The sequence below is a fragment of the Terrabacter sp. P2_E3 genome (genome assembly GCF_056403915.1).
In genome coordinates this window covers 566,483-583,601 of sequence record NZ_JBFUEN010000003.1, presented here as the reverse complement: position 1 = coordinate 583,601, position 17,119 = coordinate 566,483, and the positions used below count along the sequence as shown (strand labels likewise).

Genomic DNA, 17,119 nt, shown 5'->3' with positions numbered 1-17,119 from the left:
CGGCCCGACGACGCCACCCGGCTCATCGTTCGACGATCTCCATGGCCGGTCCGCCGGGGCCGTCGACGACCTCCGGCATGATGAGCGGAAGGTGCTCACTGTGCACGACCACGTCTGCGGCAGAAGGCGCGTCGCGGATCTCCTCCACGCACACGACCGTCGGGGGCAGCATGAGAGCCGACCCGGCGGCATACGCCCTCAGCAGCTCGGAGGGCACCACCCACGTGGCCTGGTCGGCCTCGGTGGTCTCGCCGTCGGCCACCTGGAGCGGCGGCATGAGAGCGGCGAAGAACCACGTGTCGTAGCGGCGCGGCTCGAAGACCGGGGTCAGCCAGTGCGCCTTGGCGACGATGAGGTCGGAGCGCAGGACGAGGCCCTTGTCGCGGAGGACGTCGGCCAAGGAGAGCCGGCGGTCGACGAGCGCGAGGCGGATGTCGAGCCAGTCGGGGCCGTCGACCATGGCCAGCGGTCCGCTCGCCGACGGGCTCGCGAGGAGCACGCCGCACTCCTCGAAGACCTCGCGGATCGCGGCCGCGACGTACATCTGGGCCTCCGAGGGCGAGCAGCCGAGCCGGTCGGCCCACTCGGACGGAGAGGGACCCGCCCACGGCAGGCCGATCTCGCCGTCGCGGTCGTCGACGGAACCGCCGGGGAAGACCATCATGCTCGGCGCGAACTCCATCTCGGAGACGCGCCGCAGCATGAAGACCTCGGGTCCGTCGACGCCGCCGACGCCGCCGACGCCGTCGCGCACGAGCATCACGGTGCTGGCGCGGCGGGGTTCGGCCTCGTCCCAGCGCTCCCCCGCGAGCCAGCGGGTGGCGGTGTCGGAGATGCCGGGCGTCGTGGTCAGGGGGAACTGGCGCCCCCCGCTGCCGGTCACCTGGCGCTCAGCTGCCGTCATCGTGACGTCACCCGCACTCACCGGGCGACGGAGACGATGACCTCGACCTCGACGGGTGCGTCCAACGGGAGCGCAGCGACACCGACGGCCGAACGGGCATGGATTCCCTTGTCACCAAACGCTTTGACGAGCAGCTCGCTCGCGCCGTTGATGACCCCGGGCTGGCCGGTGAAGCCCGGGTCGGAGGCGACGAAACCGACGACCTTGACGACACGGGTCACCGTGTCGAGGTCGCCGATCTCGGACTTGATGGCCGCGATCGCGTTGAGGGCACACGTCTCGGCGAGGGACTTGGCGGTCTCGGCGTCGACCTCGGCGCCGACCTTGCCGGTCGCGGCGAGGGAACCGTCGACCATGGGCAGCTGACCCGACGTGAACACGAGGTCGCCCTCACGGACGACGGGGACGTAGGCGGCGACGGGCGGCACGACCTCGGGCACGGTGAGGCCGAGCTCGGACAGGCGGTCTTCGACTGCAGACATGGTGCGGTGACTCCTCAGGACTTCGGGCGCTTAAAGTAGGCGACGAGGCTCGTGCCGTCGGGACCGTTGACGATCTGGACGAGCTCCCACCCGTCCGCCCCGAAGTTGTCGAGGATCTGCTTGGTGTTGTGGATCAGAAGCGGTGCGGTGAGGTATTCCCACTGGGTCATGGCCATCACCCTACTCAGTGTCACCACGGCTCTCTCGGGGTGCGTCGGTGGCGCGGGTGGCACCATGACGCCCATGACGAGCAGCCCCTCGACGACGTCCCCCGCGAGCGCCTCGACGCGCTCCTACGGCAGCGACCCCGCGCAGGTCTACGACGTCATCCCGCCGGCGTCAGGCACGCCTGCGGCAAGGGGCACGGTCGTCGTCGTCCACGGCGGCTTCTGGCGGGCGCAGTACGACCGCGAGCACGCGCTCCCCGAGGCCCGCGCCTTCGCGGCGGCGGGCAACCACGTGGTGCTGGCGGAGTACCGCCGAGTCGGTATGCCGGGTGGCGGCGTCCCCGGGACCCTCGACGACGTGCGCGACCTCGTCGCGTCGGTCGCGTCGCAGCCGGACCTGCCCAAGCCGCTCGTCCTCGTCGGCCACTCCGCCGGCGGGCACCTCGTCGCGTGGGCGGCGGGCCAGCCGTGGGCGTCGGAGCGCGGCATCGCCGGCGTGGTCTCGCTGGCCGGGGTCGTCGACCTCGGCGCGGCGGATCGGCTGCACCTCGGTTCCGACGCCACGCGTGACTTCGTCGGGTCGGGACCGGGCACGGCGGCGTGGACCTCGGCCGACCCGATGTCGACGCTGCCTCCGAAGGTGCCGGTGCGGCTCGTCAACGGCGCCGACGACGACACCGTGCCGCTGGGCGTGGCCGATGACTACGTCGCGAAGGCGAAGGCCGCCGGCGGCGACGTGACGGAGCAGGTCGTCCCCGGAGCCGACCACTTCGCCGTCATCGACCCGACCACGCCGGCCTTCAAGGCCGTCCAGGCGGCAGTAGCCGCCCTCCTCCCACCCAGTTGAGGTAGACCCGCCGCCGTTTCCGCGGCGTGGATACCTCAAACGCGGCGTCGTCCACATCCGGTCGCACCGGCTCGGAGTTGTCCCCAGGCCGGTTCGCCGACCGCCCCCGGCGACCGGCGCGGCTGCAGGGTCGGGTCATGAGATCCACCCGGCGCCGTGAGAGGGCCCGCGTCGTCGACGCCGCAGACCTCGGCGTGGTCTCTCGCGCCTCGCTGCGAGCGCACGGGATCAGTGCCGCCGACGTGCGGGCAGAGGTCAGGGCCGGCCGCTGGACGACGCACGGCCTGCAGACGGTGGCCCTGCACACCCGACCACTCGGTCAGGAGGAGCTGCAGTGGCGCGCGGTCTGGGAGACCGGCGCCGACGTCGCGGCCCTCGATGGCGTGACCGCTCTACTCGCGGCCGGGATGAAGGGCTACTGCGACGATCGCATCCATCTCTCCGTCGTCCACTCCCACACCGTCAAGCGACTACCGGGGGTTCGAGTGCACAAGATCACGCGCCGCCACGACCGCGAGCTCGAGCCACACGGCATACCCCGAGTGCGGCCGGCCGTGGCCGCGATCCGGGCCGCTCACTGGGCCGACTCCGATCGGCAGGCCGCCTTGCTGCTCGTCCTGCCGACGCAGCAGGGGCTCGTTCGGGCGTCAGATCTGCTGGAGACGGCGCGGACGATCCGCGGGCGTCGACGGCGCGCCTTCGTGGGTGGAGTCGTCGAGGACATCGCGCTCGGTGCGCAGTCGTTGGGCGAGCTCGACTTCGCCCGACTCTGCCGTGCCCGGGGGCTCCCCGCGCCGGACCGGCAGGTCGTACGCCGAGGACCGAAGGGCCGGATCTACCTCGACGTCCGCTGGCGCTGCGGGGTCGTCGTCGAGATCGACGGCATCCAGCACACGTGGGGCCTCGCACCGGTCCTCGATGCTCTGCGCCAGAACGGGGTAACGCTCTCGCGCGACACGGTGCTGCGCATCCCCAACATCGGGCTGCGCCTGCACGAGAACGCCTTCATGGACCAGGTGGCGCAGGCGTTGCAGCAACGCGGCGCTTTGAGGTGATGCGGTCGACGCGTCTGCGGCGTGTTCACCTCGGACGGGCCTTGGGTGGGGCGCCACCTAAGGTGGAGGGGTGACGACCGGCCCCACCGACCCCTCCTGGGCGCGAGCGCGGCTGCACGTCGTCACCGGCAAGGGCGGCACGGGCAAGACGACCGTCGCCTCGGCCATCGCGCTGGCCCTCGCGTCGGCCCACGCCCACGTGCTGCTCACCGAGGTCGAGGGCCGGCAGGGCATCAGCCAGACCTTCGACGTCCCCCCGCTCGGCACCGACGAGACCCGCATCGTGCGCCTGCCCGGCGGCGGCGAGGTCGTCGGCCTGGCCATCGAGCCCAAGGCCGCGCTGCTCGAGTACCTCCAGCTCTTCTACAAGCTCGGCCGCGCCGGCAAGCTCCTCGAGAAGTTCGGCGCCATCGACTTCGCGACGACCATCGCCCCCGGCGTCCGGGACGTCCTGCTCATCGGCAAGATCTACGAGGCCAACCGCCGCCGCCGGGACGGCAAGCACAAGGGCGACGCACCCCCTGTCTACGACGGCATCGTCCTCGACGCGCCGCCGACCGGACGCATCGGACGCTTCCTCTCGGTCAACTCCGAGGTGGCCGACCTCGCCCGCGTCGGACCGATCGCCTCGCAGGCCGGCTCGATCACCCGCCTGCTCGAGTCCGAGCAGACCGTCGTCCACCTCGTGACCCTCCTCGAGGAGATGCCTGTGCAGGAGACCCTCGAGGCCATCGCCGACCTCAGGGCCAAGGGCCTGCACCCGGGCGCGATCATCGTCAACATGGTGCGCGAGCCGCTCCTCGACGACACGGCGCTCGAGCAGGCGCGCGCGGGCCGGCTGCACAAGCCGTCGATCCGCACCCAGCTCGGCGAGGCCGGCGTCAAGGCCACACCGGAGCTCGTCGACGGCCTGCTCGAGGAGGCCCGCGACCACGCGCAGCGGATCGACCTCGAGCGCGAGCAGCTCGCACTCCTCGAGGCCACCGGCCTGCCGATCGCCGAGCTGCCCGCACTCCCGGGCGGCGTCGACTCGGGCTCGGTCCGCGAGCTCGCCGACCTCCTCGTCCCGCTCTTCGTCCACCGCGCCGGAGCCCCGACCGGGAACGAGCAGGCCCACGCATGAGCCCCGGACCCGTCTCGACCAAGGCGCCCCTCCTCAACATCGACGCCCTCATCGACGAAACGGCGACGCAGATCGTCGTGTGCTGCGGTTCAGGCGGCGTCGGCAAGACCACGACCGCCGCCGCCCTCGGCCTGCGCGCCGCGGAGTCGGGCCGCAAGGTCGTCGTCCTGACGATCGACCCCGCCCGCCGCCTGGCCCAGTCGCTCGGGCTCACCGAGCTCGACAACACCCCTCGGCCGGTCACCGACATCGACACGGCGGCCGGCGGCAGCCTCCACGCGATGATGCTCGACATGAAGCGGACCTTCGACGAGGTCGTCATCGCCCACTCCGAGCCGGGCAAGGCCGAGCAGATCCTCGCCAACCCCTTCTACCAGGCCGTGAGCAGCTCCTTCGCCGGCACGCAGGAGTACATGGCGATGGAGAAGCTCGGCCAGCTCAAGGCGAGCGCCGGCACCGAGGACGCCCCGTGGGACCTCATCGTCGTCGACACCCCGCCGTCCCGCTCCGCCCTCGACTTCCTCGACGCCCCGAACCGCCTCGGCAGCTTCCTCGACGGACGCTTCATCCGTCTGCTCACCGCGCCGGCCAAGGCGGGCGGGCGCGCCGGCCTCAAGGTCTTCGGCGTGGGCATCCAGATCGTCACCTCGACGATGACCAAGATCCTCGGCGGCCAGATGCTCAGCGACGTGCAGACGTTCGTCAACGCGCTCGACACGATGTTCGGCGGCTTCCGCGAGCGTGCGGACGAGACCTACCGCCTGCTCTCCGAGGACGGCACGGCCTTCCTCGTCGTCGCCGCACCGGAGCGCGACGCGCTCCGCGAGGCGTCCTACTTCGTCGACCGCCTCGAAGCGGACGGTATGCCGCTCGCCGGGCTCGTCGTCAACCGCATCGGTCGCGTCTCGGCGACCGGGGTCACCCCGTCGCGCGCGCTCGCCGCCGCGGAGTCGCTCGAGGAGAGCGGCGGACCGAAGTCGGCATCCAACGCCGCCGGCCTGCTGCGGTTGCACGCATCGCTCGTGCGCACGGCCGAGCGACAGCGCGAGCTCGCGGACCGCTTCTCACGGTCACACCCCGGCATACCCGTCGTGCACGTGCCGGCTCTGGGACGGGACGTCCACGACCTCGACGGCCTGCGTGAGATCGGGCATGCGTTAGCGGGGTCGTGACCCACCCTCAGGTGGCCACGGCCCCGCTCACGTACGACGTGGACCGACCGGAGACCGGTCGGCGCAAGCCGGCTCAGTCGTGCTTGACCTGTGAGGCCATGCCCGCACGGAGCGCCGACTTCCAGGACGTGATGTCCGGACGCTTGCGGAGCAGGGCCCGGCGCTCGCGCTCGGTCATGCCTCCCCAGACGCCGAACTCGGTCCGGTTGTCGAGAGCCTCGGCCAGGCACTGCGCGAGAACAGGACACGTCTTGCAGACGGCCTTCGCGTCGTGCTGGGCCTTGCCTCGGACGAACAGAGCATCCGGGTCCACGCCTGAACAGCTGGCCTGACTGGCCCACTCGTTCACCCACGGATCCACGATTGCGACAGCACTCATTTTGTTTCCCCTCCCCGCCCGGCGCCTCCCATGACATCCGGACTGACCGCGGACCGTCCCACCGATCCTGATCATGTGGACCCCCCTAAGGCCCAAACGAGACATTACGAGCGCTGGGCCGCGCCGGACATAGCCTCTATGGACCATTTAGTTGAGGCGGTGACTAGTCACCTGGACCTCGGCCCCCTGGTCATCCAGAGGCGCGGGCGGGTGGTTTGAGACACCTGCAGACCCGGGTGTGCGCACAAATCCAGTGGCCATAGGGTGAGCGGTTACCCTTGGGCCCATGTCTTCACGCACTACCTCGATCGGTGGCGTCATCAGCCTGCTCGGCGCGTTTCTCGCGTCCGCGCTCGTGCTCGGACTGCTCGCCGCCGGCCTGGTGATGCCCGCGGTGGGCGCCACCGGCGCGCTCGCGCGCAGCGGCGTCGACGTCTTCAACGAGCTCCCGAGCGAGTTCACGACCGACCCGCTGGCCCAGACCTCCCGCATCCTCGCCGCTGACGGCACCGTCATCGCGACGCCGCAGGAGCAGAACCGCACCATCGTGCCGCTCAACAAGATCGCGCCGATCATGCGTGAGGCCCAGGTCGCGATCGAGGACCACCGCTTCTACGACCACGGTGGCATCGACATCCAGGGCACGGCCCGCGCCGTCATCTCCAACCTGCGCAACGGCTCCTCGGTCGGCGCCTCGTCGCTCACCCAGCAGTACGTCAAGATCTCGCTCCAGTACTCCGCCCTCAGCTCCGGCAACGAGGAGGCGGCCGCCGAGGCCGTCAAGAAGGACTACATGCGCAAGCTCAAGGAGCTGAAGTACGCCATCACGCTGGAGAAGAAGCTGACGAAGGACGAGATCCTCGAGGGCTACCTCAACCTCGTCTACTACGGCGACCGCGCCTACGGCGTCGAGGCCGCGGCCCAGCACTACTTCAGCGTCCACGCCGACAAGCTCTCCCTGTCGCAGGCCGCGCTCCTCGCCGGGCTGACGCAGAACCCCGGCACCACCGACCCGGTGAACTTCCCGAAGAAGGCCCTGGCCCGACGCAACGTCGTGCTCGACCGCATGCACGAGCTCGACCGCATCACCGACAAGCAGTGGCAGGCCGCCAAGAAGCGCACGCTCAAGCAGGACATGCGCGTGACGCAGCCGAAGAGCACGTGCCTCGCCTCGCCGTACCCCTACTGGTGCGACTTCATCGTCAACTACGCCCTGACGATGCCGCAGCTCGGCAAGACGCTCGAGGAGCGCAAGCGCACCCTCTACCGCGGCGGCGTCACGATCACGACGACCCTCGACCCGAAGCTGCAGGACTACGCGCAGAAGGAGATCACCAAGAAGGTGCCGATCGGCAACAAGGCCCGGATCGGCTCCGCGGCCTACGTCGCCGACCCCAACACCGGCAAGGTGCTCGCCTTCGCCCAGAACACCGCCTACTCCGTCACCAAGGACGCCGGCGGCGAGACGGGCATCAACTGGGCCCTCGACAAGAAGTACGGCGGGTCCGGCGGGTTCCAGTTCGGCTCGACCGCCAAGGCGTTCGCCCTCGTGACGGCCATGCAGTCCGGCATGACGACGAAGTCGTCGGTCAACGCCAAGGCGGCCGGCGGCGAGAGCAAGGCGACGTACACGCCCAAGGAGTGGCCCGGCGGCACCGCCAACTGCGGTCCGGGCGACACGTGGAAGGTCCGCAACGACACCCCGTTCAAGGGCGGCAACATCTCGCTCATGGAGGCCACGGCGCTGTCGACCAACACCGCGTTCGTCGCCCTCGTCGAGCAGCTCGGCGGCTGCAAGGTCCGCGACACGATGATCCGCCTCGGTCTGCACCGCTCCGACGGCCAGACGATCGGCAGGTACGCCCCGCAGTACATCCTCGGTGGCGACGACGTCTCCCCGCAGGGTGTGGCGCACGCCTACGGCGTCCTCGCCGCGGACGGCAAGAAGTGCCCGATGGTGGCCATCACGAAGATCACGCAGGGCGGCAAGAACGTCGCCCTGCCGGCGTCGAAGTGCGACCAGGTCGTCGAGCCGGACGTCGCCAAGGCGACCGACAAGTTCCTCGAGTACAACATGACCCACGGCTCGGGCATCCGGAACCAGCTCAACGACGGCACCCGTGAGTCGGCCGGCAAGACCGGTACCGCCAACAACAACAACGAGTCGTGGTTCGTCGGCTACACGCCGCAGCTCGTGACGGCCGTCTGGGTCGGCACGCCCTACGACCCGGTGACCCGCGTCATGAAGAACGTCCGCGTCGGCGGCGAGTTCTACCCGGTCATGCACGGAGCGGCCATCGCGGCGCCGATCTGGAAGGCCATCATGAACAAGGCCCTCGACGGCCAGCCCGAGGTCAAGTTCGGCGATCCGGCCGACAAGTACCTCGGCACCGACACCGCCAACCAGACGGTGACTCCCGGCCAGCTGCCCGCCGTCGTCGGGCGGTCCGTCGCCGAGGCCGAGTCGCTGCTCCAGGCGGCGGGCTTCCAGACGCAGGTCGGCGGGACGATGTCCTCGCAGGTGCCGCAAGGCCTCGTGGCCGGCATCTCGCCCTACCAGTCGCCGCCGCCCGGCAGCATGATCACGATCTACACCTCGCGCGGCGGGTCCCGACAGGCGCTCCCCACCCCGCAGACCACCGTCTTCAACCCCGGGGGCACCGGTGGCGGTGGCGGTGGCGGTGGCGGAGGGAACGGCAACGGCAACGGAGGCGGCAAACCGACCAAGCCGCCGGGTCGCGGCTGACCCAGCGATGACGAAGGCCCGACGCGATCCGCGTCGGGCCTTCGTCGTCCGTCTGCGACGTGGGCGGGGCCTCAGCCCGCGAGCACCCGGCGCACGATGGAGGCGACGCGTCCACCCTCGGCGCGGCCGGCCACGGCAGCGTTGGCGGCCTTCATCGCGAGGCCCATCTGCGGCATACCCGTGGCGCCGGAGGCGGTGACCGCATCGCGGACGATCGCCTCGAGCTCGTCGTCGCCGAGCTGCTTCGGCAGGTAGGCCTCGAGGACGGCGAGCTCCGCGTCCTCCTTGGCCGCGAGCTCCGGGCGTCCCGCGCCGACGTATGCCGTCGCCGCCTCACGACGCTTCTTGGCTTCCTTGGTCAGGACCTTGAGGACGTCGTCGTCCGTCAGCTCGCGGTGCTCGGTGCCGGCGACCTCCTCGTTGGTGACGGCGGTGAGGGCCATCCGCAGCGAACCGGCCCGGACCTGGTCGCGCTCGCGCATCGCGGACGTCAGGTCGGACTTCAGCTGCTCCTTGAGGGTGCTCATGGGGCCAGTCTGTCAGGTCGGCCACGCGGCCCCCGACCGGTTGGTCGGGGGTTGCGGCCCCGGGTGCGAGGATGGCCCCATGCGTGCCGTGACCAAGACCGTCCTGGGCCTGGGGATCGCCGGCGCCGGGGTGCTCGGCTGGGCCTCGCTCGTCGAGCGCAACGCCTTCGTGCTGCGTCGCTTCGACGTGCCGGTGCTGCCCGACGGCGCCGGGCCGCTTCGGGTGCTGCACCTGTCCGACCTGCACCTGCTGCCGCGCCAGCGCGCGAAGCGCTCCTGGGTGCACAGCCTCGCCTCGCTCGACCCCGACCTCGTCATCACGACGGGCGACAACATCGCGGCCCCCGATGCCGTGCCCGCGCTGCTCGACGCGTACGACCGGCTCCTCGGCATCCCCGGCGTCTTCGTCCTCGGGTCCAACGACTACTTCGCCCCGAAGCTGAAGAACCCCCTCGGCTACCTGACCCGCAACTTCGCCAAGGGCGTGGGCACGACCCAGCGGCTGCCCACGGCCGACCTCGTGCGCGGGCTCGGATCCCGTGGCTGGGTCGACCTGACGAACCGTCGGGACTCGCTCACGGTGCGCGGCCTGCGGATCGACGTACGTGGCGTCGACGACCCGCACCTCGGCTACGACCGCCTCGACCTCGTGCGCGGGCCGGCGTCGCCCGAGGCCGACCTGACGCTCGGCGTGACGCACGCGCCCTACCAGCGGGTGCTCGACGCGTACGCCTCCGACGGCGCCGAACTCGTCATCGCCGGACACACGCACGGCGGCCAGGTCTGCGTGCCCGGCTACGGCGCGCTCGTGACGAACTGCGACCTCGACACGGGCCGCGTCAAGGGCCTGTCGCGCTGGTGGCCGGGAGCTGGCTCCACGCCGTCGTCAGAGGCTCCTGAGGGCGCTGCGTGGCTCGAGGTGTCCGCCGGTCTGGGCACCGCGCCCACCGCTCCCGTACGCCTCGCCTGCCGTCCCGAGGCGACCCTCCTGACGCTCGTCCCCCGCTCGCAGGCCTGAACCGGCACGGTCCGTCGCGGCGGACGACGAGCCCGATTCGGAGATGGGCCGGGGGCTGCGCTAGCATCTCTGCTTGCTGCCTCCGGTCGACGGATCAGGGGTAGATGCAGCACCGGGGTGTGGCGCAGCTTGGTAGCGCGCTTCGTTCGGGACGAAGAGGTCGCAGGTTCAAATCCTGTCACCCCGACCATCCGCGAAGGGCCTGCTGGAAACGACGAAGTCGTTCCAGCAGGCCCTTCGGCGTCTGTCGGGGACAGGATGCAGACGCGGAGTCTCAGTGTTCGACGACGTGGTCGCCGTGCTGGTAGTGGCGATGCCCATCGTGCAGGTGATCCACGTGGGTGCCGTGCTGGACCGTCTCGCACCCGTCACCCTCGGCGTGGACGTGGCCATGGTCGGTGTGGACCGCCTGCTCGGCGTGACGTTCGGAGCCGTGGACGTGGTCGAGGTGGTCGCCGTGCTCGACGGTCTCGCAGCCGTCGTCAGGAACGTGCTCGTGGTCGGACGCGATCGTGTGATCGGACATTTCTCCTCCTGGGACCGGACGGGTTCACCCGAATCCTCCTCCAGCCATCCAGGGGGGCGTCAAGGGTGAGTCGCGAGCGGTGTCGACCCCTACCGGTTCGTCCGGCCGTCGATGCACTCGCGCAGCAGGTCGGCGTGTCCGTTGTGCTGGGCGTACTCCGAGATCATGTGACCCACGACCGCCCGCACCGACCACGTCACCCCCTCGGTGGTGATGACGTCGTCCAGGGAGACCGTCGCGAGCGCCGCCTCTGCGAGCCGGCACTCCGCCACCAGCCGCTCGTAGTCGGTCTGCGCCCGGGCCGGGTCGAGGTCCTCGAAGTCGGCGTCGGGTCCCAGCGCCGGGTCGTACATCGGCTCGAGCGCCTCCCCGCCGATGAACTCGCGGAACCACCCGCGCTCGACCTTGGCCATGTGCCGGACCAGCCCGAGCAACGACAGGTTCGACGGCGGGACCGAGCGCTGCCCGAGCTGCTCTCCGGTCAGACCCGCGCACTTGTCGCGCAGCACGGCGCGACGCCAGGCGAGCCTGGCCTCGAGCAGGGTCCGCTCGTCCCCCACCGGCTCGAACTGCGGCAACGACACCTCAGGCGCGGTCCACGTCATCCGGACATCCTGACAGCCCGCCCCCACGCCGTCCGGGTGGCGTGCCGACCCGGCCGACCGAAAACCCCGGGTGTCGAGCCCGGCGCGGCGCGACACTGGTGCGGAGGTGCCGGCCGGGCGGCCGGCCCCCGAGCAGGGACGGAGACCGCGATGAGCGACGTGCCCCCTTCGGCAGGCCGGTCCGTCGACCCCGAGGGAGCCACCGAGGGAGCCACCGAGGGAGCCACCGAGGGAGCCACCGACCCGCCCCGCCTGCGCGACTCGACGACACCCGGCCTCCCCGTCTACCTGTCGACGGAGCACTGGAGCCTGCTCGGCACCCGCTCCATGACGTGGTCGGAGATCATGAGCCGGATCACGATCTACCTCACCGTCGTGTCGGCGTTCCTCGTCGTCCTGGCCCTGACCGCGCAGGCCACCGGCTTCGGCACGCCGTTCCGGGTCATGGCCGTCGGCTTCGCGTCGGCCGCCCTCGTCATGGGCTCGCTCACGGCGATCCGGGTCAACCTCGCGAGCCGGGAGGACGCCGACCTCATCCGGGCGATGAACCGGCTCCGGCACGCCTACGTCGAGCTGGCGCCCGAGCTCGCGCCCTACCTGACGGCCTCGATCCACGACGACACCCGCGGACTCCTGCAGACGTACTCGCTGGGCCACCGACGCCACCTCGTGCTGCACGTCGTGGGCAGCACCGCGTTCTTCCTCATGGTCGTCAACGGGATCGTGGCCGGCACCCTGGGCGCCCTCATCGCCGACATCGCCGGTGCGAGCACCGCGGTCATCGCCGTCGTCGGGGGCCTGTCCGGCGTCTCCTACCTCGCCGGCCACCTGGCGATCGAACGTCGGGTCTTCGCGGGACCGAACGACGACGAGCGCTTCCCGACGCCCGACTGACGCCCGACTGACGCCCTACCGATGCCCGCTTGGACGCCCGGCTGACGCCCGGCGGGAGCGCTACGGCTCGTCCGCCAGTGCCGTCTCGCGGACCGCCTCGGCGACGACGTCGACGAGCCGACCCGTGTGCGCCAGCATCGCGCGCTGCCGGACGGCTCCGTTGCCCTCCTCCCGCACCCGCGCAAGCCCCTCCTGCACGAAGCCGAGGTCGCCCGCCGCCTCCAGTGCGGGTCCGACGTGGTCGAGCAGCGACTCGAGGACCGTCCAGCACGGCACGGGCAGACCGGTGCGCCAGTCGAGGAGTCGACCCTCGAGACCCTCGCGCCCGGCCTGCCAGGTCGCGAGCCGGAGCATCGTCGTCGCCACGTCGGGCACCGGACGGCCGAGAGCCCACTCCTGCGCGGCCGTCTCGACGAGCCCCCGGCACAGGGCCGCGACGACGACGGCCTCGTCGACCGTGAAGCAGACGTCCGCGGCCCGGACCTCGACGGTCGGGTAGTGCTGGGCCAGGCGGGCGACGAAGTAGACCATCCCCTCGTCGAGGACCACGGACGACAGCACCATGTCGCGGACGAGTCGGCGGTACGCGTCCGCCGACCCGAAGGGCCCCGTCGGACCCCACGACGGCCACCGGGCGAGCTCCTGGCTCCGGTAGCTCGCGAAGCCCGAGTCCTCCCCGTTCCAGTAGGGCGAGTTCGCGCTGAGCGCGAGCAGCGCCGGGAGCCAGACCCGGATCCGGTCGAGGACGCCGACTCCCTCCTCGTCGCCCTCGACGGACACGTGCACGTGGCAGCCGCAGATGAGGTGCTCGCGGGCGGTCAGCTGGTAGCGCTCCTGCAACCACGCGTACCTCGGCGACGTCACGGCGACCGGGCGGACGGGCAGCGGCGAGGTGGCGAGCGCAGCCACGCTCGACCCGGTCCCCCGGGCTGCCGCGACGGCCTCCGTGCGCCAGTGCCGCACCTCGTGGCGCAGCGCGTCGAGGTCGGCGGTGGGCGGCGTGTGCGTCTCGATCTGCTGCTGCTGGAACTCCCCCTCGACGGCCCCCCGCACGCCGGCGCCCGACTCCTCGGGATGCCGCCGCGCGGCCCGTACGAGCAGCTGGCCCGACACCGACCGTGGCCGTCCGTCGTGGACGTCGACGAGCAGCATCTCCTCCTCGACACCGAGGGTCCGCACCATGGTGCTCCTTCCGGAGCACGACCGCGGACGTATGCCGTGTGGCCCGGTGACGCGCCACGGCACCGTGTGGCGCCCGGCGCGCCGGACGGCATACGCCCGTTGCTCCGCGTGACCAGTGTGGCCCGTGGTGGGCTCCGGCGGGAGGGACGAAGGGCCCGGATGTCGGACCTGCGGGAATGAACGGCGGGCGCGTGCGTTGTCCCTCTTTGTCGCCCCAACCGGCAGGAGCATCGTGTCGACCTCGTCCACCCTCGGATTTCGCTCGGAACGCGGGCCCATCCTCATCGCCCTCATGCTGTCGACGTCGCTCATCGCGCTCGACTCCACGATCCTCGCCACGGCGGTCCCCTCCATCGTCGCGGACCTCGGCGGCCTCACCCAGTTCCCGTGGCTCTTCTCGGTCTACCTCCTCGCGCAGGCGGTGTCGGTCCCCGTCTACGCCAAGCTCGCCGACACGGTCGGGCGCAAGCCGGTCATCCTCGTCGGCATCGGGCTCTTCCTGATCGGCAGCATCCTCTGCGGGTTCGCCTGGGACATGGGCTCGCTCATCGTCATGCGAGCACTGCAGGGGCTCGGCGCCGGTGCGGTCCTGCCGATGACGACGACGATCGCCGCTGACATCTACACCGTGGCCGAGCGGGCCAAGACGCAGGGCTACATCGCGAGCGTCTGGGCCGTGTCGTCCGTCGTCGGCCCGACGCTCGGTGGCGTCTTCTCCCAGTTCGCCTCGTGGCGCTGGATCTTCTTCGTCAACATCCCGTTCTGCCTGCTCGCCGCCGGCATGATCTGGCGCAAGTACGACGAGTCCGTCAAGCGTCGCCGGCACCGCATCGACTACGCCGGGGCCACCGTCCTCACGGTCGCCCTGACCCTGCTCATCCTCGCCGTCCTCGAGGGCGGCCAGGCCTGGGCGTGGAGCTCGTGGCAGAGCATCGGCTCCTTCGCCGTCGGCGGCGTGCTCCTCCTCGCCTTCGGTCTCATCGAGCGCCGGGCGGCCGAGCCGATCCTGCCGCTCGAGGTGCTCACCCGGCGGCTCATCGTCGCGACGTGCCTCATCGGCATCGGCGTCGGTGCGGTGCTCGTCGGGCTCACCTCCTACGTGCCGACCTTCCTAGAGCGCTCGACCGGCGCCACCCCCATCGTGGCGGGGCTCGCGGTCGCCGCCCTGACGATCGGCTGGCCCATCTCGGCCTCGCAGTCGGGTCGGCTCTACATGCGCATCGGCTTCCGCCCGACGGCGCTCATCGGCCTCGTCGTCGCGACCGTGGGCGCCCTCGCGCTGTGGCTCACCTCGGCCACCCCGAACGTCTTCGCCACGGCCGCATCGTGCCTCGTCGTCGGCTTCGGCCTCGGCCTCGTCGCCACGCCGACGCTCATCGCGGCGCAGGCCTCGGTGCCGTGGAACGAGCGTGCCGTCGTCACGGGCACCAACATGTTCATGCGCTCGGTCGGCAGCGCCGTCGGCGTCGCGATCTTCGGCGCCATCGCGAACGCCGTCATCGCGTCCCATGGTGGCGAGGCGTCGAGCGAGGCGGTGCAGGCCGGCTCGACGGCCGTCTTCCTCGCCGTCCTCGTGGTCGCGCTCGTCACCGTCGCCGCCGGGCTGCTCATGCCCCACACGCGGGCTGAGGACGTCGCCCACGGCGGCTCGTCGGACAACGAGTCCACCGACGTCGCGCAGACCGAGCCCTCCACCGCATGAGCCGTGGCCACCGGCCGGCCAACCCTCGACAGGAACGAGTAGCGCTCGAAGGCATCGGGTACGTCGCCAGGGACAGCGTCACAGACCCCGACGACGAGGAGAACGCGATGAGCGAGCACGACGACGGCATCCAGAAGGTCGCCGACCTGATCAAGGACATCCGGATCGCGATGCTGACGCACGCGGACTCGAACGGCATCCTCGTGAGCCACCCGATGGCGACGCAGGAGGTCGAGTTCGACGGCGACGTGCTCTTCGTCGCCGAGCGCGACAGCCACAAGGCGCGCGACATCGCCACGCAGTCGCCGGCGCGGGTCAACGTCGCCTACAGCTCGAACAGCTCGTGGGTCTCGCTGTCGGGCACGGCTACCATCGTCGACGACAACGCCAAGCTCGCCGAGCTGTGGAGCTCCTTCACGGGAGCCTGGCTCGAGGGCGGCCCGGAGAACCCGAACAACATCATCATCAAGGTGAGCGCCGACTCGGCCGAGTACTGGGACTCCCCCGGCGCCAAGGTCACGCAGATCGCCAACTTCGTCAAGGCGAAGGTCACCGGCGAGCGCATCGAGGGTGACAACGAGGTCGTCGACCTCTGACCGCCTGAGACAAGGCCGTATGCCGTCGGGCCCCCTTCGCGTTGAAGGGAACCCGGCGGCATACGTGCTTTCAGGCGTGCCGCAGACGAGCCTCAGGCAGCGCCCTTGACGAGCCGCATGACGGCCCGCTCGAGCGCGTCGCGGTCGCGCACCCGCACGAGCTCGCCCAGCTCGAGTCGGGTGCGGTCGGCCTTGGTCAGGCGCGACAGGCTGCGTGCGATGGTGCGGCCGACGGCGTACTCGTCGAGGACGCGGGGGTCGACGTACGAGCTGCGGGCGACCGCGGGCGTGTTGCCGAGGTGCTCGGAGACGACCTTCATCGCGTCCTTCTCAGCGCGCTTGAGCTCGCGCTCGGAGTCGACGGGGCCGGTCCGCGCGAGCGCGACGGCGGCCGTCACGGTGGCCGCCCAGGTGCGCAGGTCCTTGACGGTGTACTCCTCGCCGACGAGCTCCTTGAAGGCGACGTTGAGGTCGCTCGAGCGCAGCTCGTGCCAGCCGTTCGTGTCGCGGTAGGCCAGCAGGCGCTCACCCGGATAGCCACTTCGCTTGAGGGACAACACGATCCGCGCCAACAGCTGGTCGGTCATGACGGCCTCGCGGGTGACGCCCGACTTGGCCGGGAACTCGAAGGTGACGTCCTCACCGCTCACCGTGACGTGGGAGCGGAGCAGCGTCGCGACGCCGTGCGAGCCGTGCTCGGCCTCGTACTCCTCCCCGCCGCTGCGGAAGAGCCCGGCGTCGAGCATCCGCAGGCCGGCGGCGGTGACGCGCTTCCGCGTCAGGCCGTTGGTGCGCAGGTCGGCCGCGATCTGCTTGCGGGCGGCCGGCAGCTTGCGGGCCAGCACGATGACGCGGTCGTGCTTCTCGCGGCCGCGCGCCTCGTGCCAGGCGTCGTGGTAGAGGTACTGACGCCGCCCCGCGTCGTCGGTGCCGACGGCCTGGATGTGGCCGTTCGGGTGCGGGCTGATCCAGACGTCCTGCCAGGCCGGCGGGATGACGAGTGCGGTGACCCGTCCACGCGTCTCGGCATCGACGGCCCTGCCGTCGGCGTCGACGTAGCTGAAGCCCTTGCCCCGTCGCACGCGACGGATCCCGGGCTTGTCCATGGTGCTCCGGCGCAGTCTCACACCGAGGAGATACCCGCACCGGGTCGAGCCCCAACCGCACCCCCACCGCACCGCGCCGCGGTGCTGC

General features: G+C 71.1%; 18 protein-coding genes and 1 tRNA gene. 11 read left to right on the top strand and 8 right to left on the bottom strand.

The genetic code is table 11. The features are described from left to right. Positions 1 to 22 precede the first annotated feature (22 nt). The 3 genes from AC1DW8_RS06010 to AC1DW8_RS06000 are packed head-to-tail and all read right to left on the bottom strand — an operon-like array spanning position 23 to position 1,556. The gene (locus tag AC1DW8_RS06010) at positions 23 to 904 is read right to left on the bottom strand and encodes an NUDIX hydrolase (RefSeq protein ID WP_478092560.1); all 882 of its coding nucleotides are present in this window, start codon (positions 902 to 904) and stop codon (positions 23 to 25) included. A 17-nt stretch (positions 905 to 921) separates the two neighbouring features. Beyond that, positions 922 to 1,386, bottom strand: coding sequence for a RidA family protein (locus tag AC1DW8_RS06005; RefSeq protein WP_020145788.1), 465 nt, complete (start codon positions 1,384 to 1,386; stop codon positions 922 to 924). A 14-nt stretch (positions 1,387 to 1,400) separates the two neighbouring features. After that, on the bottom strand, positions 1,401 to 1,556 hold the full coding sequence (locus AC1DW8_RS06000) for a DUF4177 domain-containing protein (protein WP_142179199.1): 156 nt from the start codon (positions 1,554 to 1,556) through the stop codon (positions 1,401 to 1,403). Positions 1,557 to 1,629: 73 nt separating this feature from the next. On the opposite strand from AC1DW8_RS06000, the gene AC1DW8_RS05995 reads away from it, so the two are divergent. The 4 genes from AC1DW8_RS05995 to bagB all read left to right on the top strand — a co-directional run bounded on the left by AC1DW8_RS05995 (position 1,630) and on the right by bagB (position 5,750). Beyond that, positions 1,630 to 2,400 (top strand): alpha/beta hydrolase family protein, encoded by a 771-nt coding sequence (locus AC1DW8_RS05995; RefSeq protein WP_478092559.1) that lies wholly within the window; start codon positions 1,630 to 1,632, stop codon positions 2,398 to 2,400. 137 nt (positions 2,401 to 2,537) lie between these two features. Then, positions 2,538 to 3,455, top strand: a complete 918-nt coding sequence (locus AC1DW8_RS05990) for a hypothetical protein (protein WP_478092557.1) — start codon at positions 2,538 to 2,540, stop codon at positions 3,453 to 3,455. A 70-nt stretch (positions 3,456 to 3,525) separates the two neighbouring features. Further along, positions 3,526 to 4,578 carry an ATPase BagA gene (bagA, locus tag AC1DW8_RS05985; RefSeq protein WP_056774046.1) on the top strand — a complete coding sequence of 351 codons (1,053 nt, stop codon included), beginning with the start codon at positions 3,526 to 3,528 and terminating at the stop codon, positions 4,576 to 4,578. Further along, positions 4,575 to 5,750 carry an ArsA family ATPase gene (bagB, locus tag AC1DW8_RS05980; protein WP_056774049.1) on the top strand — a complete coding sequence of 392 codons (1,176 nt, stop codon included), beginning with the start codon at positions 4,575 to 4,577 and terminating at the stop codon, positions 5,748 to 5,750. The genes bagA and bagB overlap by 4 nt, the downstream gene beginning before the upstream one ends. 73 nt (positions 5,751 to 5,823) lie before the next feature. Here the strand turns inward: bagB and AC1DW8_RS05975 are convergent, their stop codons facing one another. Then, positions 5,824 to 6,129 carry a WhiB family transcriptional regulator gene (locus AC1DW8_RS05975; protein ID WP_056774052.1) on the bottom strand — a complete coding sequence of 102 codons (306 nt, stop codon included), beginning with the start codon at positions 6,127 to 6,129 and terminating at the stop codon, positions 5,824 to 5,826. A gap of 286 nt (positions 6,130 to 6,415) precedes the next feature. Here AC1DW8_RS05975 and AC1DW8_RS05970 point away from each other — a divergent pair, with 286 nt between their 5' ends. Continuing rightward, positions 6,416 to 8,875, top strand: coding sequence for a penicillin-binding protein (locus AC1DW8_RS05970; protein ID WP_056774054.1), 2,460 nt, complete (start codon positions 6,416 to 6,418; stop codon positions 8,873 to 8,875). A 71-nt stretch (positions 8,876 to 8,946) separates the two neighbouring features. On the opposite strand, the gene AC1DW8_RS05965 is transcribed toward AC1DW8_RS05970, so the two are convergent. Further along, a complete protein-coding gene (locus tag AC1DW8_RS05965; protein ID WP_056774057.1) occupies positions 8,947 to 9,402 on the bottom strand; it encodes a GatB/YqeY domain-containing protein in 456 nt (151 codons plus the stop codon). A 79-nt stretch (positions 9,403 to 9,481) separates the two neighbouring features. Here AC1DW8_RS05965 and AC1DW8_RS05960 point away from each other — a divergent pair, with 79 nt between their 5' ends. The 3 genes from AC1DW8_RS05960 (at position 9,482) to AC1DW8_RS05950 (ending at position 11,015) form a co-directional block, all read left to right on the top strand. Further along, on the top strand, positions 9,482 to 10,420 hold the full coding sequence (locus AC1DW8_RS05960) for a metallophosphoesterase (protein WP_056826587.1): 939 nt from the start codon (positions 9,482 to 9,484) through the stop codon (positions 10,418 to 10,420). Positions 10,421 to 10,533: 113 nt separating this feature from the next. After that, positions 10,534 to 10,610: transfer RNA gene (locus AC1DW8_RS05955), tRNA-Pro, on the top strand. 87 nt (positions 10,611 to 10,697) lie between these two features. Continuing rightward, positions 10,698 to 11,015: a hypothetical protein gene (locus tag AC1DW8_RS05950; RefSeq protein ID WP_478092553.1), complete on the top strand. Its 318-nt coding sequence runs from the start codon at positions 10,698 to 10,700 to the stop codon at positions 11,013 to 11,015. A 20-nt stretch (positions 11,016 to 11,035) separates the two neighbouring features. On the opposite strand, the gene AC1DW8_RS05945 is transcribed toward AC1DW8_RS05950, so the two are convergent. Next, positions 11,036 to 11,551, bottom strand: a complete 516-nt coding sequence (locus tag AC1DW8_RS05945) for a DinB family protein (protein WP_478092551.1) — start codon at positions 11,549 to 11,551, stop codon at positions 11,036 to 11,038. A gap of 150 nt (positions 11,552 to 11,701) precedes the next feature. Between AC1DW8_RS05945 and AC1DW8_RS05940 the strand changes: the two genes are divergently transcribed. After that, the gene (locus tag AC1DW8_RS05940) at positions 11,702 to 12,445 is read left to right on the top strand and encodes a hypothetical protein (RefSeq protein WP_478092549.1); all 744 of its coding nucleotides are present in this window, start codon (positions 11,702 to 11,704) and stop codon (positions 12,443 to 12,445) included. A 60-nt stretch (positions 12,446 to 12,505) separates the two neighbouring features. Here the strand turns inward: AC1DW8_RS05940 and AC1DW8_RS05935 are convergent, their stop codons facing one another. Further along, positions 12,506 to 13,627, bottom strand: coding sequence for a carboxylate-amine ligase (locus AC1DW8_RS05935; RefSeq protein WP_478092547.1), 1,122 nt, complete (start codon positions 13,625 to 13,627; stop codon positions 12,506 to 12,508). Between the two features lie 292 nt (positions 13,628 to 13,919). On the opposite strand from AC1DW8_RS05935, the gene AC1DW8_RS05930 reads away from it, so the two are divergent. After that, positions 13,920 to 15,329, top strand: a complete 1,410-nt coding sequence (locus AC1DW8_RS05930) for an MDR family MFS transporter (protein WP_478092590.1) — start codon at positions 13,920 to 13,922, stop codon at positions 15,327 to 15,329. Between the two features lie 107 nt (positions 15,330 to 15,436). Then, on the top strand, positions 15,437 to 15,925 hold the full coding sequence (locus AC1DW8_RS05925) for a pyridoxamine 5'-phosphate oxidase family protein (protein ID WP_478092545.1): 489 nt from the start codon (positions 15,437 to 15,439) through the stop codon (positions 15,923 to 15,925). Between the two features lie 92 nt (positions 15,926 to 16,017). Here the strand turns inward: AC1DW8_RS05925 and AC1DW8_RS05920 are convergent, their stop codons facing one another. Next, entirely contained in the window at positions 16,018 to 17,031 is a 1,014-nt protein-coding gene (locus AC1DW8_RS05920) for a DNA topoisomerase IB (protein ID WP_478092543.1), read from the bottom strand. Between the last annotated feature and the right edge of the window lie 88 nt (positions 17,032 to 17,119).